Here is a 14,910-nt window from a genome sequence, read left to right on the forward strand (position 1 = left end):
CTCCTAACCAGCGCTAGCGGCCTGCGCCGCAGCCAGCACCCGCAGCAGATTCCCACCCCAGATCTTCGCCAGATCCGCTTCGCTGTAACCCGCCGCCAGCAGGCGTTCGGTGATTTGCGGTAGCTGCGTCACATCCTCCAGCCCCTGCACCCCGCCGCCGCCATCCCAGTCGGCACCGATGCCCACATGGTCCGGCCCCACCACGTCAAGGATGTGCAGCAGGTGGCGCATGTAGTCGTCCAGGCTGGCCCTGGGCTGCGGGTAACGCGCCTCGACCTGACGAATCCGCTCGGCCAGGTCCGCCACCTGCGCGGGGCTCAGGCTCGCCGCCAGGCGGAACTCGCGGTACAGCGGTCCCAGGGCCTTGTCGCGCTCGGGGTTGGGCACGCGCTCGATCAGGTCGCTGGGGAAGCTGTTGACCTGCACCACTCCGCCCCTGGCCGCCAGCTGGCGCAGGCGCTGGTCATCCAGGTTGCGCGGATGGGCGGTGATCGCCCGGCTGCTGGAGTGCGAGGCAATGATCGGCGCCCTGGACAGCGCCAGGACCTGGTCGAATACCTGATCCGAGGCATGGGACACATCCAGCAGGATGCCCAGGCGATTGGCCTCGGCCACCAACTCGCGCCCCGCCGGGCTCAGGCCGTGCCACTGCGGCAGGGCGGTGGCCGAGTCGGCGAAATCGTTGTTGGCCGAGTGCACCAGGCCGAGCATGCGCAGGCCCTGGCGGTAATAGGTGTGCAAGCGGGCCGGGTCGGCGGCCAGGGGCTCGGCGTTTTCCATGCTGATGAACACCACCCGCTGGCCACGGGCGACGATGGCCGTTACATCGCTGGCCTTGAGGGCCAGGGCGAAGTCATCGGGGTGGGCGGCGATCAGGTCGCGGATCCGCGCCAGCACCGCCAGCCCATGTTCGCTGGCCAGGGTCCGGCCCTCGGCGTTGAGCGGCCCCTGGGGGGTGAAGATGGCCCAGAAGCCGCCGTCCAGGCCGCCCTCTTTCATCCGTGGCAGATCGACCTGGGACAGATCGTCCCGGTAGTCGTGGCGCTGGGTGATGTCCCAACCGGGGCGGGCCAGTTGCATCGGGGTATCGAGGTGGCTGTCGAGCACCGTCAGGCGCTGGTGCAACGATTGCGCCGGGCTGGCGGCCAGCGCCCAGGGGCTGACCAGCGCCAGGCAGAGCAAGGTTCGAGAAAACATCGGGCCTCCTGGCCAATCAAAGAAATCGCCCCACCTGACCGTAGGAGCTGGCTTGCCAGCGAAGGCGGCCCCGAGATCGATGCAAGGCTCAAGGGCCTATTCGCCGGCAAGCCAGTTCCTACAAGGGGTCAGGACCAGTGGAAGCTGCGGTCCCACAGGCCGGAAACATCCAGTTGCTGGGGCAGGACGCCGGCTTCGAAGAACAGGTCGGCAACGTCCTGCTGGGATTTCACCGCCGCGTCGTCCACCGGTTGCAGCAATCGCGGGCCGCTTTGGGCGCGGTACTGGGCGAGGAACACTTCGCGCGGCATGCCGAGGATCTGCGCGCTCTTGGTCGCCCATTCCTCGGGGTGGCTGGCGATCCATTGCCAGGCGCGGTACTCGCGCAGGATGTAGTCGGTGATCGCCGCGTGCTTGAGCGGGTTGGCAATGCTGTTCTGGTTGGCGGCGATCACGTAGTTGCCGGACAGGTAGCCCTGGCCGGTCTTCAGCACCCGGGCCCCGGCCCGCAGTTCCGCCAGCTGGATGAAGTAGCCGAAGCTGACCCAGGCATCCAGGGCGCCGTTCTGGAAGGCGGCGAAACCGTCTTGCGGGGTCAGCGCCATGGGCACGATGTCGGCAAAGCCCAGGCCCTGTTCCTTCAGCGCCTTGAGCAGAAAGTAGTGCGAGCTGGTGGAGCGGATATAGCCGATGCGCTTGCCCTTGAGCTCGGCCACCGACTGCACCGCTGAGCCCTTGGGCACGATGAAGGCCTGGTTGTTGACGTCGCCGGTGAGCACCGCGATCAGCTTCACCGGGGCCTGGTTCTTGATGCCGAAGATCGGCGGGATCTCGCTCATCGGCGAGATGTCCAGGGTGCCGCTGACCAGGGCCTCGAAGCTCAGGTTGCCGCCGGTGAACTCGGCGTACCTGACCTTGTAGGGCGGCGGCTCGATGCCCGCCTCGGCAAAGAAGCTCGGCGCCGCGCCCTTGTAGGTGGCGACGTTCAGGGTGACCCCGGACAGATCCACGGCGGCCCCCAGGCCCAGGCGCGGCAAGGCGGCGGCCAGACCGGCCAGGGCCGAGAGTTGGAGAAAGTGACGACGCTGCATGGGCCAGGATCCTTAATCGAGAAAATCCGCTTCTTCGCGCACGATCCGCTCGCGGTAAGGCTGGAAACTGAACCAGCCACCGAACTCGCTGCCGACCTGGCGCGCGGTGTGGCGCGCCACCTCGTGGGGAATCAGTCGCGGGGTGCCGGCGGCTTCCGCCAGCAGTTGGGTCTGGGCGGCGTTGTCCATGGCGATGAAGCGCCACACCGCCGCTTCGACGGTTTCGCCCACGGTCAGCAGGCCGTGGTTCTGCAGGATCAGCGCCTTGTGCCCCTGCAACGCGGCGGCGATCCGCGCGCCTTCGCTGGCCTCCAGCACCACCCCGGAGAAGTTGTCGAACAGCCCGTGCCTTTCATAGAAAGCGCAGGCGTCCTGGGTCAGCGGATCCAGCAGACGGCCCAGGCTCGACCAGGCCTTGCCATGCAGCGAATGGGCATGGGCCGCGGCCACCACCTCGGGATGGGCCTCGTGCAACGCCGCGTGAATGGCGAACGCGGCGAGGTTCAGCGCGCCCTCGCCTTCGATCACCGCCCCTTGGGGATTGACCAGCAGCAGGTCCGACACTCGCACATGGCCGAAATACACCCCCACCGGGTTGACCCAGAAATGGTCCGGGCGCCCGGGGTCGCGCACGGTGATATGCCCGGCACCGCCCATGTCGAAGCCCAGCCGGGCGAACACCCGGAAAGCCGCGGCCAGGCTTTGCTTGCGCTGCCGACGCTCCAGCTCGACCGTCGCCTGCTGGGGCGGGTGCTCCCAGCGAAACACCGTATGGCCATCGCGGGGCAAGTCATACACCGCGGGACGAAAATGTGCGGTCATGTCCGCTCTCCTTGAAGTTGTCATCAACACCCTGTGCGAAAAGGCCTGCTGGGCCTTGCTTGGCGATCTCCCGCCGAACCTTTAGCGACCTCAAGCCCCCTGCGTCTCCTGCGCAGCCTGCGGCAGCGGCTACACGAAGCGCTGCAGGCCAAGGCTGGAGCCATGTGTCAGTAGCCACGCTGGATCTCCACCGGGTTTTCCAGGGGCAAGCCATCGCTCCAGCGCTGCAGATTGCGCCCCAGCAAGCGGGCGATATTCAGGTAGACCCGTGGCGAGTTGGCCGAGGTGTGGGGCGACAGGCGAATCCGTGGATGGCGATAGAACGCGTGGCCCGCGGGCAGCGGTTCGGGGTCGGCCACGTCCAGGCTGGCCAGGCCGATGCGCCCCCTATCCAGGGCCTGCAACAGCGCCGGCTGATCGATCAGCGCGCCACGGGCGATATTGATCAGGTGCAGCCCGGGCTTGGCCGCCGCCAGGACATCGGTGTCGATGATCCGCCGGGTGTGCTCGGTCAGAGGCACCGCCAGCAGCAGGTGATCGGCGCGGGCAAACAGTTGATGCAGGTCGGCCACCGGTTGAACCCCGGGCACCTCAAACGGCTGCGCCGAACGGCGCAGGGCCAGCACCTGCATGCCCAGGGCCAGGGCCTTGGGCGCCAGTTCGCGGGCAATGCTGCCAAAGCCGAACAGCCCCAGGGTGCTGCCGGCCACCGAGGCCAGCGGCCGTTGCTGCCAGTGTTCGGCGTGCTCGATCCACACCTGGGGCAGTTGCTTGGCGGCGGCGAAGATCGCCGCCAGGGCAAACTCGGCAATGCTCTCGGCGGTGCTACCCCGGGCGCTGGCCACCGGCAGATCCTGGAACAGCCACCGGGGAAAATAATCCAGGCCCGAGGTCACCAATTGCACGAAGCCCAAACCGAAGGGCCAGCCCGCGGGCGGCTCTGGCGCATCACGAAAATCAGCGTGGGGCGCGGCCAGCAGCACCTGCACATCTCCCGGCAGCGCACGGGGCAGACCCCGGGGCAGGCTCAGTACCTCGACACCCGGCAGCCACTGGCGCAGTTGCTGGTTGAAGGCTTCATCCAACTGGCTGGCAATGCGCATCACACCTGGGCTCCCCGGCTGGGCAAGGCAAAGGCGGCACGCCCGACGGCGCCGAGGATCGCGTCGTTCTGCGGGGTGTGGATGCGGCTGCACAGCACATCACGGTAATGCCGCTCGATGGGGTTGCCCCGGGCCAGCCCGGGATTGCCGATGGCCTCGATGCCCAGCTCCACGGCGCTGATGGCGTTGCTGGTCACCAGGTACTTGATCTGGGTCGCCTCGCCCGGGGCGATCCGCCCTTCGGCGGCGGCATCCAGCAGCACCCGGTTGTTCAGCAACAAGGCGTCGATGCGGCCGATCAGTTCCTGAAAGCGCGGCAGGCTCGACAACGGCGCGCCGAGGTTGGCCGGAGCGCGCTGGGCCAACCAGCCCAGCAACCAGTCGCGAGCCGCGCAGGCCACGCCGTCGTAGATCGCCGACAGCAGCACCGCCAGCCAGAGCACGCCCTTGCTGTCCAGCTCCGAGGGGCGCGGAACATTGGCCGGCTGGATGTCCACCGCCTGCTCCAGGGGCACGAACACCTCGTCGAAGATCACGTCGTGGCTGCCGGTGGCGCGCATGCCCAGATGGTCCCAGGTTTCCTCGACGCGAATGCCGGGGCTGTCGCGGTGCACCAGCCAGGTGCCCACCTGCGGCTCGGCCTCATCGCTGCGGGCCCAGACCGCCAACCAGGTCAGCCCGGGAATGCCGGTGGAGTAGATCTTGCGCCCACTGAGCAACCAGCCACCCTCGACCCGTCGTGCCTGGGTCGCCGGCAAGCCGCCCCGGGCCGGGGTGCCGAGGTCCGGTTCGACCCGCAGGGCATTGATCAGCGCGCCCTCGTGCACCGCCTCGCGGGCCACGCGCTGGCGCAGGTGCAGGGGCCAGGCCGTGTTCTGTTGCAGACGCGTGTGCTGCAGGTACTGCATCACCAGCACCAGCGCGGTGGAGGGCTCGCCCTGGGCCACGGCGCCGATCACCCGTCGCGCCTGGGCCAGGGTCGCCTCGCTGCCGCCCAGGGCCCGGGGCACGGTCAAGGCCAGCAGGCCATGCTGGTGCAGGCGTTGCAGGTTGGCGTGGGGAAACTCGCTGTGGCGATCGTAATGGGCCGCGGTGGCGGCGAACTCCTCGCTCAACCGCTGCAGCAGGTCGGCGAACTCGCTGGAATCCGGATCAGGCAGGGGACGGGACACGGACGGAGACGGTTGCACACTGGAAAGGCTCATCGGCTGGCAGTCCTGCTCAAGGGGTGGGAAAGGTCAACGGCCGGCTCGGCCTCGGTTTCGACTCCGAGCAGGTGCAGCAGCCGCGCGCGCAGTGGCTGGAAGCCCGGAGTGGCGGCCTGACGCGGACGCGGCAGGCGGATCGGCAGTTGCTCGGCGATTTGCCCGTTGGCCAGCACCAGCACCCGGTCGGCCAGCAGCAGCGCCTCGTCGACGTCGTGGGTCACCAGCAGCACCGCCGGGGTGTGCGCCCGCCACAGGCGGATGATCAGTTGATGCATGCGAATCCGGGTCAGGGCGTCGAGGGCGGCGAAGGGTTCATCCAGCAGCAACAGCTGCGGTTCGCGCACCAGGGCGCGGGCCAGGGCCACGCGCTGGGCTTCGCCGCCGGACAGGGTGCCGGGCCAGGCGCCCAACCGATGGGCCAGCCCGACCTCGCCCAGCGCCGCCTCGGCCCGCTCGCGAACTCCAGCCCCGCGCACGCCCAGGGCAACGTTGCGCCATACGCGCTTCCAGGGCATCAGCCGTGGCTCCTGGAACACCGCGGCCATGGCCGCGGGCACCTGCAAGCGGCCCACATCGATGGGCTCCAGCCCGGCCAGGGCCCGGAGCAAGGTGGTCTTGCCCGAACCGCTGCTGCCCAGCAGGGCGACGAACTCCCCCGGGGCAATGTCCAGGTCCAGGCCGTCGAGCACCGCCTGCCCGGCAAAACGTCGGGTCACTCCGCGGCATTCGACGGCGGCGCGCACGAGGCGCGGCTGGGGCAATGACACTGTCATGGTCAGTTCCTGATAAAGGTCGGGCGCCAGGCCAGGGCGCAACGTTCGAGGCCGCGTACCAGCCCGTCGATGCCCAGGCCGAGCACGCTGTAGACCAAGAGGCAGATGACGATCACGTCGGTCCGCATGAAATCCCGGGCGTCGTTGACCAGGTAGCCGATACCGGCGCTGGCGTTGATCTGCTCCACCACCACCAGCCCCAGCCAGCTGATGCCGAAGGCGTAGCGCAGGCCGACGAAGAACGCCGGCAGGGCCCCGGGCAGGATCACGTGGACAACCAGTTCCCAGCGCTTGAGGCCGAGCAGGGTCGCCGCCTCCAGCAGCTTGGGATCCAGGCTGCGGATGCCGGAAAACAGCGTGAGGTAGATGGGAAAGGTGGTGCCCAGGGCGATCAGCGCGATCTTCGGCGTCTCGCCCACGCCGAACCAGAGAATGAACAGCGGCACGATGGCCAGGAACGGCAGGGTACGCAGCATCTGCATCGGCGAATCGATGGCGATCTCGCCGCGCCGCGACAACCCCGCCAGCAGGGCCAGAAGCGTGCCCAGGCTGACACCGATGGCCAGGCCGCTGAGGGCGCGCTTGAGGGACACCCACAGGTGCCCGCCCAACTCACCACTGCCGAGCATCTGCCACAGGGTGTCGCCGATGGTGCTGGGCGCGGCGATGATCCGCGCCGGCAACAGCCCGCTGCGGGAGGCCAGCTCCCAGAGCAGCAGCAACAACAGCGGGCTGATCAGGCGCAGCGACAGATTGCCCAGGAACTTCACTCCGGGGCGCTCGGTCCAGCGGGAATACAAGGAAAGCGGGGCTTGCGCAGGCATTGCAACATCCTTATTTCAGCGCGTTCGAGCCCCATGCTAACTACATAAAAAACGTCCGTGAAATTCGTTTTGGTTCTAACTTAATATACAAAAAATGCATTCAGCAAATAGATATATATGCAAACAAAGGATAAACCCGCAGGCGCCGATTTGCCCCGCACCCGCGGCTAGCCGACGCGAGCAGCGACCATTTCGCCAAACAGGCTCACCGGCTCCTGCAGGTTGCCAAGGAAGCGCGGGTGCACCAGCCACAGGTCGATCACCGGCTTGAAGTCGCTGACCGGCACTATCTCCAGCTTGTCCCGGTGGCTGCTGTTTTCCAGCAGCGGCAGCGGCACCAGGCCGTAGCCCAGGCCATTGGCGATCAGCCCCAGTTGCAGCTCGGTGCCGAAGGTTTCCAGGTTGATCTGCAAGGTCAGGCCCTGGGCACTCAAGGCCCGTTGCAGGCCGGCCCGGAAACCGCAGCCATCGGGGTTCAGCACCCAGCCGCGCTGGTAACAGTCGGCCAGCTTGCAGGAGCGCTTGCGCACCTCGCCCTTGGCCGCCACCACCACCAGGTTCATGCTGCCCAGGGAGCGCCCCACCACCCCTTCGGGGAACACCTTGCCGGCGGGAAACAGCGCCGCCACCACGTCCAGCTCACCGTTCTCGACCTTGCTCAGCAGGTGGCTGCCCCAGCCGGTAGCCACCGAGGTCTGCAACTGCGGATAGAGGTTCTTCAGCTGGCTCAGGGCATCCAGCAGCACCACGTCGCCAATGGTCTGCGGCACGCCGATGCGCAAGGCGCCGCTGGGGGCGCCGTCATTGGCCACCAGCTCGTTCAGGGCATCGATGCTGCGCAGCACTTCCAGGCACTGGCCGTAAACCCGCAAGCCCATGCTGGTGGGCTTGAGCGGCTTGGTGTTGCGGTCCAGCAACTCCACCCCCAGGGCTTCCTCGAAATTCTGCACCCGGCGGGTGATGGCCGGCTGGGTCAATTGCAGGGCATCGGCCGCCTGGCTGATGGTCTGGCAGCGGATCACCGCCACGAACGCGTTCAGATCATCTATCTTCATTCTTTTTTCGCATAATAAATGACTGGAAAAATGTTCGAGAAGAATAATACCTTTTAGCTCGCCCGTGTAGTTCGCGTCATTTGCCTTGTGTCCACGGAGGGAGCCCATGCCCCACAACGCCGCAACAGTCGCTATCGATACACCCAACTTGGCCCGCCTGCGGGACTTTATCGCCGCCCTGGCCGAGCTGCTGGAGAGCCATCCCGACGAGGCCCGGATACTGGAGCACGGCGCCGATCTGCTGCAGTGCCTGGTGAGCCAGGACGACTGGCTGCCCGATGATTTCGCCCAGCCCGACCCGCAGCGCTACCAGCAATTCCTGCTGCATGCCGACTCGCGCCAGCGCTTTTCCATCGTCAGCTTTGTCTGGGGTCCGGGGCAGCGCACGCCGATCCACGATCACCGGGTCTGGGGCCTGATCGGCATGCTCCGCGGCGCCGAAGACTCCCAGGGTTTCGAACGCCTGGCGGACGGCCGCCTGCAACCTGCGGGGGCTCCGATTCGCCTGGTGCCGGGGCAAGTGGAAGCGGTGTCGCCGCGTATTGGCGACATCCATCAGGTGACCAACGCCTACGCCGACCGGGTGTCCATCAGCATCCATGTGTACGGCGCCAATATCGGTGCGGTACGCCGTGCCGTATACGCTCCGGACGGTCACGAGAAGCCCTTTGTCTCCGGTTATTCCAACCGCTTGCTGCCTAACCTCTGGGACTTGTCGAAGGAGCCCCTGCAATGACCGATTTCCCTACCCGCAGCCCGGCGCAGATTCGTCAGGCCCTGCTCGAGCGCCAGGAGCTGGCGCTGATCGATGTCCGCGAAGAGGCGCCCTTCGCCGAAGCCCACCCGCTGTTCGCGGCCAATATCCCACTGTCGAAACTGGAGCTGGAGGTCTATGCGCGCATCCCCCGGCGCGACACCCCGATCACCCTCTATGACCAGGGCGAAGGGCTGGCCCAGCGCGCCGCGACCCGCCTGGGGCAACTGGGCTACCGCGATATCGCCCTGCTCGAAGGCGGCCTGGAGGGCTGGCGCGCCGCCGGCGGCGAGCTGTTCAAGGACGTCAACGTACCGAGCAAGGCCTTTGGCGAACTGGTGGAAGCCGAGCGCCACACTCCGTCCCTGGCCGCCGAGGAACTCCAGGCGCTGCTCGACCAGCAGGCCGACCTGGTGGTACTGGATGCCCGGCGCTTCGACGAATACCAGACCATGAGCATCCCCGGCAGCACCAGCGTGCCCGGCGCCGAACTGGTGCTGCGGGTGCGCGAGCTGGCTCCCGATCCGCGCACCCGGGTGGTGGTCAACTGTGCCGGACGCACCCGCAGCATCATTGGCACCCAGTCCCTGGTCAACGCCGGCATCCCCAATCCGGTGGCGGCCCTGCGCAACGGCACCATCGGCTGGACCCTGGCCGGACAGAAACTCGAGCACGGCCAGAACCGGCGCTTCCGCCCGGTCGACGAGGAGCAGCGGGCCGAAGCGCAAAAGGCGGCGCGGGCGGTCGCGGACCGGGCCGACGTGGCGCGCATCGACCTGGCCCAGTGGCGGCGCTGGCAAGCCGATGCCAAGCGCACCCACTACCTGTTCGATGTGCGCACTCCGGAAGAATTCGCCGCCGGCCACCTGCCCGGTGCCCGCTCCACGCCCGGCGGGCAACTGGTGCAGGAAACCGATCACTTCGCCAGCGTGCGCGGCGCACGCCTGGTGCTGGTGGACGACGACGGTGTGCGGGCCAACATGAGCGCCTCCTGGCTGACCCAGATGGGCTGGCAAGTGGCGGTGCTCGACGGCCTGCGCGCCAGCGACTTCAGCGTGCGCGGCCCCTGGCAGGCACCGCTGTCGGACACCGCGCCGGCCGAAGAAATCAGCCCCAGGACCCTGGCCGCCTGGCTGGAGCAACCCGGCACCCTGGTGCTGGATGTCACCGCCAGCGCCAACTACGTGCAACGCCACATCCCCGGGGCCTGGTGGGTGCTGCCCAGCCAGTTGCAGGAATCCCTGGCCCGGTTGCCCCAGCCCGAACGCTATGTGCTGACCTGCGGCAGCAGCCTGCTGGCGCGTTTTGTGGTGCCCCAGTTGCAGGCCCTGACCCAGCGCCCGGTGTTCCTGCTCAGCGGCGGCACCACGGCCTGGATCGACGCCGGCCTGCCCGTCGAGGAAAGCCGCCAGCAACTGGCCTCGCCGCGGATCGACCGCTACCGCCGGCCCTACGAGGGCACCGACAACCCCCGGGAGGCCATGCAGGGCTACCTGGACTGGGAATTCGGCCTGGTGGAACAACTGCGTCGCGACGGCACCCACGGTTTCTTCGTGATCTGAGCCTTCGCTGGCAAGCCAGCTCCTACACTCCCGGGTTGGTTGCCACCTCCGTAGGAGCCGGCTTGCCGGCGAACTGGCCCTCCAGTCGTGCCTTGCCCTCAGGGACGCCTTCGCTGGCAAGCCAGCTCCTACAACCCGGGCTGGTTGCCGTCTCCGTAGGAGCCGGCTTGCCGGCGAACTGGCCATCCAATCGTGCCCTGCCCTCAGGAGCGCCGACGGCCAAGGCTGATGCTCAATCGGCTCAAGTGACAAATAGCAATAATTCTCGATATCATTTGCGACCTTGTGCTCAACGCGTCGTCAAGAAGGATATCCATGTCTCGCTCCAAGCCCGACTCTGCACTGGCGGACTCCGTCCGCGGGTTCTATGCGGATATCCTGCATTTCCTGCGTAAACGCACGGACAACGCCAGCGACGCGGCGGACATGACCCAGGACGTGTTCACCCAATGGCTCGATTACCGGGACCGGGATCAGGTCGAACAGCCCCGGGCCTTCCTGTTCCAGATGGCACGCAACCTGCTGCGCGATCACTGGCGGCGCCAGCAGGTGCGCTCCAGGGTGCATCACCCGGCCCATGCCGAATCCGCCTTGGACACTGAGCCCCTGGCCGACGAACAGCACGAACCACTGCCCGCCGCCCAGCGCCTGCAACGCCTGGAACAATTGAAGGAAGTCCTCGCCCAGCTCTCGCCGCGGCGTCGCGAAGCCCTTATGCTGCACCGCTTCGAGGGGCTGAGCCAGACGCAGATCGCCGAGCGCATGGGGATTTCCGTGAGCATGGTGGAGAAGCACATCGCCTTTGCCCTGCTGCATTGCAAGCAACACCTACAACGAGAAAATGGCAAGGAGCAGCCTGAATGACCCGCTTTTCCGGCCCACAGGACGACCTCGACAGCGAGCAGATCGATGCCCAGGCCGCCAGCTGGTTCGCCCGTAACCGCAATGATCCGGATCGGGCCACGCGCAAGGCGTTCGACAACTGGGTCAGTGAGCCGGCCCACGCCCGGGCCTATGCCGAATTCGAACAGTTGTGGGTCGATCTGGCGCAGTTGCAGCAACTGAGCCGCCCAATGCCGCTCCCCCAACGCAAGGCCTCCCCCTGGCGGCCGGCCCTGGCAGTGGCAGCTGCCGTAGTGTGCGCGGTGCTGGCGCTCAACCTGGGGACGCCCCTGGCGCCGTACCGGCAGCAGATCGCGGCACAGGAACAGGGCGCGCGAACCTTCAAGCTGCCGGACGGCAGCACCCTCTACGTCAATGCCAATACTCAGGTGAAGGTGGATTTCAGCGCCCGGCAACGGGATATCTACCTGCAGCAGGGCCAGCTGTACCTGGAGGTCGCCGCCGATCAGGAGCGGCCGCTGTGGGTGCACAGCGGCACGGCCAAGGTACGGGTGGTGGGCACCGCGTTCGATGTGCGCCGTGGTCAGCGCCAACTGGTGGTCAGCGTGGCCCACGGCCAGGTGGCCTTCAGTCCGGATGGCCGGCCCGGCGAGCTGACCCTGCTCGGCGCTCGCCAGCAAGCCACTTACGACCTGCAAAAAGGCACCCTGCGCCAGCAGACCCTGGACAGCGATGCAGTGGCCGATTGGCGCAGCGGGCGCCTGGCCTTTCGCAACCGCGACCTGGCCAGCCTGGTGGACGAGCTGAACCTCTACCGGCGGCAGCCGGTGCAATTGGCCGAGGGCTCCATCGGCGCCTACAAGGTGTCCGGCAACCTCGACGTCAACGACCCGGATGCCCTGGTCAAGGCCCTGCCTGCCCTGATTCCGGTGAAAACCCGGGTTCAGGCCAACGGTCAGTTGAGGATCGAAGCCCGCTGAACGACATATGAGAATATTTTGCATTCGCATATGAGGTATTTTTTCACTGCCGCGTCTTCCTCCTGTCTGCGCTCTGTGCGCAGCGCCTTTCTGGCCTTTAAGCCGCTCTGGGGGAAGTCATGTTTCGCGCGTTCTTGCCTGTTCCGTTAGTCCGTACCCGCCCGACCCTGCTCGCCGCTTGCCTGGCATTCAGCCTGCAAGCCTATGCCGGGCCGCTGCATTTCCAGCTGCCGGCGCAGCCTCTGGCCGCGTCCCTGAGCCAGATCGCCCAGCAGGCGAAGATCCAGCTGCTGTTCGATGAGCAACTGCTGCGCAACGCCAAGGCCCCGGCCCTGCAGGGCGATTACAGCCCGGAAGAGGCGATCCGCACCCTGCTGCAGGACGGCCGGTTCAACCTGATGAAAGTCGACAACACCTACATCGTGCGCCCTGCCGAGACCAACCTGAGCAGCGGTTCGGCCTTGCAACTGGGGGCCGTGAGCGTGATCGGCAACGGCACCGAGGTGGACGCCGCCAGTGTTGGCCGCTCGACCCTGAACCAGGCGGAAATCGATCGCCACCAGGCCACCAACGTGGTCAGCCTGATCGACACCCTGCCCGGCGTGAGCCTGGGCGGCTCGCTCAAACCCGGCGGCCAGACCATCAACATCTGGGGCCTGGGGGATGCCGAAGACGTGCCGATGAGCGTCGATGGCGCCACCAAGAGCGGCTTCGAACGCTACCAGCAGGGTTCGGTGTTCATCGAGCCGGAACTGATCAAGCGCATCGAAGTGGAAAAAGGCCCGCACTCCCCCGAGACCGGCAACGGCGGTTTCGGCGGCACCGTGCACATGGAGACCAAGGATGCCCCGGACCTGCTGCAAGACGGGCGCAACAGCGGCGCCATGGTCAAGTACGGCTACAGCAGCAACAGCCATGAACAGGCCTACACCGGCGCGGTGTACGGCCGCACCGATGATCAGCGCTTCGATGCCCTGGCCTACTGGACCAAGCGCGACGGCGACGACATGAAGATCGCCAGCGCCCAGCCCGACCCGAAGAACGCCTACCCGATCAACCCCAAGCGCCTGCCCAACACCGCCCAGGACATGCAAGGCGAGCTGTTCAAGCTGAACATGCAACTGACTGACGAGCATCGCCTGGGCTTGAGCTACATGCGCTCCAACAGCGACATCTGGGCGCCCTTCTCGGCCAAGAGCTACCCGACGCCGCCGAGCCAGAGCGACATCAACAAGTACGGTTATGACGGCGCCACCCGGCGCTTCCTGGCCCAGCGCAATACCATCGACACCACCTGGATCGCCAAGTACCAGTACACCCCCGTGGACAATCCCTGGATCGACTTCGAGGCCAAGTACTCCGATTCCACCACCGACCAGACCGACGAACGCGGGCCGAACGCCTTCTTCCAGCCGGCCTCCGGTGGCCGCAAGATCACCGTGGGCTATGACGACAAGATCCTGGCCCTGAAAAACACCAGCCGCTTCAGCACAGGCCCGCTGGAGCACGCGCTGACCAATGGCATCCAGATCCGCAAGCACACCCGCGAAGTCGACATGTGGATGCCGGGCAAGACCTATGAAGTGCCCAAGTACAACTACGGCCACTACCAGCCGGGCTTCATGCCCCACGGCAAGGTCGACAACAATGCCTTCTACATCCAGGACGCCATCACCCTGGGGGACTTCACCCTGACCCCGTCCCTGCGCTACGACCATGTGCGCAACCGCGGCCAGAAGAACGACGCACCGATCTACAACAGCCCCGACCCGGTGGCGGGCCACGATTACAGCGACAAGACCTACACCGGCTGGTCGCCTCGGCTGTCGGCGTTCTGGACGGTGACTCCGCAATTCGCACTGTTCGCCGACTACAGCAAGACCTGGCGCGCGCCGGTGATCGACGAGCAGTACGAGGTCCAGTCGGCCGCCTCCACCCGTTCCGCCACCAGCCGCGACCTCGACCCGGAACGCATCACCGCGTTGCGCGCCGGTAACATCACCAGCTTCGCCGACGTGTTCACCCAGGCCGACCGCGTACAGGTGCGCACCACGCTGTTCCACAACACCATCAAAGACGAAATCATGAAGAACCTCGGGATCGGCTGCCCCGAGCAACTCAGCAGCGGCAAGAGCATCAGCCAGGTGTGCAACCAGCCGACCATCGGGGTCTATCGCAACATCGGCGACCTGACCATCAAGGGCTTCGAGGTGGAAAGCTTCTACGACTCGACCTACCTGTTCGGCTCGCTGTCCTACTCGTGGATCACCGGCAAGCATGAAGGGGCCTACACCAATCCCTGGGGCCCGAACGTCTGGGCCCGGGACATTCCGCCACGCAAGTGGGTGGCCAGCCTGGGGGTGAAGATTCCACAGTGGGATGCGCAAGTGGGCTGGCAGGGCCAGTGGGTACGCCAGACTGACCGGGTGCCCAGCGACATCTATGCCGGCGGTCCGGGCAGCGCCCTGGGCGACTCCTATTGGGACCAGTACAAGAACGACCGCTACAACGTGCACGGCCTGTTCGCCAACTGGAAACCCCAGCAGCCTTACCTCAAGGGCACCGAAGTCAACTTCACCCTGGACAACATGTTCAACCGTGACTATCGCCCACCGCTGAGCGGCGAGAACGCCTCCAGCCTGGGGCGCAACGCCAAGATCAGCGTGACCCGCTTCTTCTGACGATAAAGGGCTGCGGT

At 66.5% G+C, this 14,910-nt stretch carries 13 protein-coding genes; 5 read left to right on the forward strand and 8 right to left on the reverse strand.

Features of this window, described 5'->3' with window-relative positions:
* Nucleotides 1–3 precede the first annotated feature (3 nt).
* The 8 genes from GGI48_RS07780 to GGI48_RS07815 form a co-directional block, all read right to left on the reverse strand.
* On the reverse strand, nucleotides 4–1,197 hold the full coding sequence (locus GGI48_RS07780) for a dipeptidase (protein WP_179597748.1): 1,194 nt from the start codon (nucleotides 1,195–1,197) through the stop codon (nucleotides 4–6).
* Nucleotides 1,198–1,325: 128 nt separating this feature from the next.
* On the reverse strand, nucleotides 1,326–2,288 hold the full coding sequence (locus tag GGI48_RS07785) for an ABC transporter substrate-binding protein (RefSeq protein WP_179597750.1): 963 nt from the start codon (nucleotides 2,286–2,288) through the stop codon (nucleotides 1,326–1,328).
* A 12-nt stretch (nucleotides 2,289–2,300) separates the two neighbouring features.
* A complete protein-coding gene (locus tag GGI48_RS07790) occupies nucleotides 2,301–3,110 on the reverse strand; it encodes a class II aldolase/adducin family protein (protein WP_016964580.1) in 810 nt (269 codons plus the stop codon).
* Between the two features lie 167 nt (nucleotides 3,111–3,277).
* Nucleotides 3,278–4,213: a D-isomer specific 2-hydroxyacid dehydrogenase family protein gene (locus GGI48_RS07795; protein WP_179597752.1), complete on the reverse strand. Its 936-nt coding sequence runs from the start codon at nucleotides 4,211–4,213 to the stop codon at nucleotides 3,278–3,280.
* On the reverse strand, nucleotides 4,213–5,418 hold the full coding sequence (locus tag GGI48_RS07800; RefSeq protein WP_179597754.1) for an acyl-CoA dehydrogenase family protein: 1,206 nt from the start codon (nucleotides 5,416–5,418) through the stop codon (nucleotides 4,213–4,215). Before GGI48_RS07800 ends, GGI48_RS07795 begins: the two co-directional genes overlap by 1 nt.
* Nucleotides 5,415–6,194, reverse strand: coding sequence for an ABC transporter ATP-binding protein (locus tag GGI48_RS07805; RefSeq protein ID WP_179597756.1), 780 nt, complete (start codon nucleotides 6,192–6,194; stop codon nucleotides 5,415–5,417). Before GGI48_RS07805 ends, GGI48_RS07800 begins: the two co-directional genes overlap by 4 nt.
* 2 nt (nucleotides 6,195–6,196) lie before the next feature.
* A complete protein-coding gene (locus tag GGI48_RS07810; RefSeq protein ID WP_179597758.1) occupies nucleotides 6,197–7,018 on the reverse strand; it encodes an ABC transporter permease in 822 nt (273 codons plus the stop codon).
* Between the two features lie 167 nt (nucleotides 7,019–7,185).
* Entirely contained in the window at nucleotides 7,186–8,073 is an 888-nt protein-coding gene (locus GGI48_RS07815; protein WP_016964584.1) for a LysR family transcriptional regulator, read from the reverse strand.
* 106 nt (nucleotides 8,074–8,179) lie between these two features.
* Between GGI48_RS07815 and GGI48_RS07820 the strand changes: the two genes are divergently transcribed.
* The 5 genes from GGI48_RS07820 (at nucleotide 8,180) to GGI48_RS07840 (ending at nucleotide 14,893) form a co-directional block, all read left to right on the forward strand.
* Entirely contained in the window at nucleotides 8,180–8,809 is a 630-nt protein-coding gene (locus GGI48_RS07820; RefSeq protein ID WP_179597760.1) for a cysteine dioxygenase, read from the forward strand.
* Nucleotides 8,806–10,389 (forward strand): rhodanese-related sulfurtransferase, encoded by a 1,584-nt coding sequence (locus GGI48_RS07825; protein ID WP_179597762.1) that lies wholly within the window; start codon nucleotides 8,806–8,808, stop codon nucleotides 10,387–10,389. Before GGI48_RS07820 ends, GGI48_RS07825 begins: the two co-directional genes overlap by 4 nt.
* Before the next feature lie 315 nt (nucleotides 10,390–10,704).
* Complete coding sequence (locus GGI48_RS07830) at nucleotides 10,705–11,253, forward strand: RNA polymerase sigma factor (RefSeq protein ID WP_016964586.1); 549 nt, start codon at nucleotides 10,705–10,707, stop codon at nucleotides 11,251–11,253.
* Entirely contained in the window at nucleotides 11,250–12,212 is a 963-nt protein-coding gene (locus tag GGI48_RS07835) for a FecR family protein (protein WP_179597764.1), read from the forward strand. Before GGI48_RS07830 ends, GGI48_RS07835 begins: the two co-directional genes overlap by 4 nt.
* 119 nt (nucleotides 12,213–12,331) lie before the next feature.
* Nucleotides 12,332–14,893: a TonB-dependent receptor gene (locus tag GGI48_RS07840; protein ID WP_103739602.1), complete on the forward strand. Its 2,562-nt coding sequence runs from the start codon at nucleotides 12,332–12,334 to the stop codon at nucleotides 14,891–14,893.
* The last annotated feature ends 17 nt before the right edge of the window (nucleotides 14,894–14,910 follow it).

The sequence above is a fragment of the Pseudomonas protegens genome (genome assembly GCF_013407925.2).
Classification (GTDB): domain Bacteria; phylum Pseudomonadota; class Gammaproteobacteria; order Pseudomonadales; family Pseudomonadaceae; genus Aquipseudomonas; species Aquipseudomonas fluorescens_AP.

Bases quoted from the DNA above. Each gene is read 5' to 3' on its own strand.
- GGI48_RS07780 (WP_179597748.1), bottom strand. From the start codon at position 1,197: ATGTTTTCTCGAACCTTGCTCTGCCTGGCGCTGGTCAGCCCCTGGGCG.
- GGI48_RS07785 (WP_179597750.1), bottom strand. From the start codon at position 2,288: ATGCAGCGTCGTCACTTTCTCCAACTCTCGGCCCTGGCCGGTCTGGCC.
- GGI48_RS07790 (WP_016964580.1), bottom strand. From the start codon at position 3,110: ATGACCGCACATTTTCGTCCCGCGGTGTATGACTTGCCCCGCGATGGC.
- GGI48_RS07795 (WP_179597752.1), bottom strand. From the start codon at position 4,213: ATGCGCATTGCCAGCCAGTTGGATGAAGCCTTCAACCAGCAACTGCGC.
- GGI48_RS07800 (WP_179597754.1), bottom strand. From the start codon at position 5,418: ATGAGCCTTTCCAGTGTGCAACCGTCTCCGTCCGTGTCCCGTCCCCTG.
- GGI48_RS07805 (WP_179597756.1), bottom strand. From the start codon at position 6,194: ATGACAGTGTCATTGCCCCAGCCGCGCCTCGTGCGCGCCGCCGTCGAA.
- GGI48_RS07810 (WP_179597758.1), bottom strand. From the start codon at position 7,018: ATGCCTGCGCAAGCCCCGCTTTCCTTGTATTCCCGCTGGACCGAGCGC.
- GGI48_RS07815 (WP_016964584.1), bottom strand. From the start codon at position 8,073: ATGAAGATAGATGATCTGAACGCGTTCGTGGCGGTGATCCGCTGCCAG.
- GGI48_RS07820 (WP_179597760.1), top strand. From the start codon at position 8,180: ATGCCCCACAACGCCGCAACAGTCGCTATCGATACACCCAACTTGGCC.
- GGI48_RS07825 (WP_179597762.1), top strand. From the start codon at position 8,806: ATGACCGATTTCCCTACCCGCAGCCCGGCGCAGATTCGTCAGGCCCTG.
- GGI48_RS07830 (WP_016964586.1), top strand. From the start codon at position 10,705: ATGTCTCGCTCCAAGCCCGACTCTGCACTGGCGGACTCCGTCCGCGGG.
- GGI48_RS07835 (WP_179597764.1), top strand. From the start codon at position 11,250: ATGACCCGCTTTTCCGGCCCACAGGACGACCTCGACAGCGAGCAGATC.
- GGI48_RS07840 (WP_103739602.1), top strand. From the start codon at position 12,332: ATGTTTCGCGCGTTCTTGCCTGTTCCGTTAGTCCGTACCCGCCCGACC.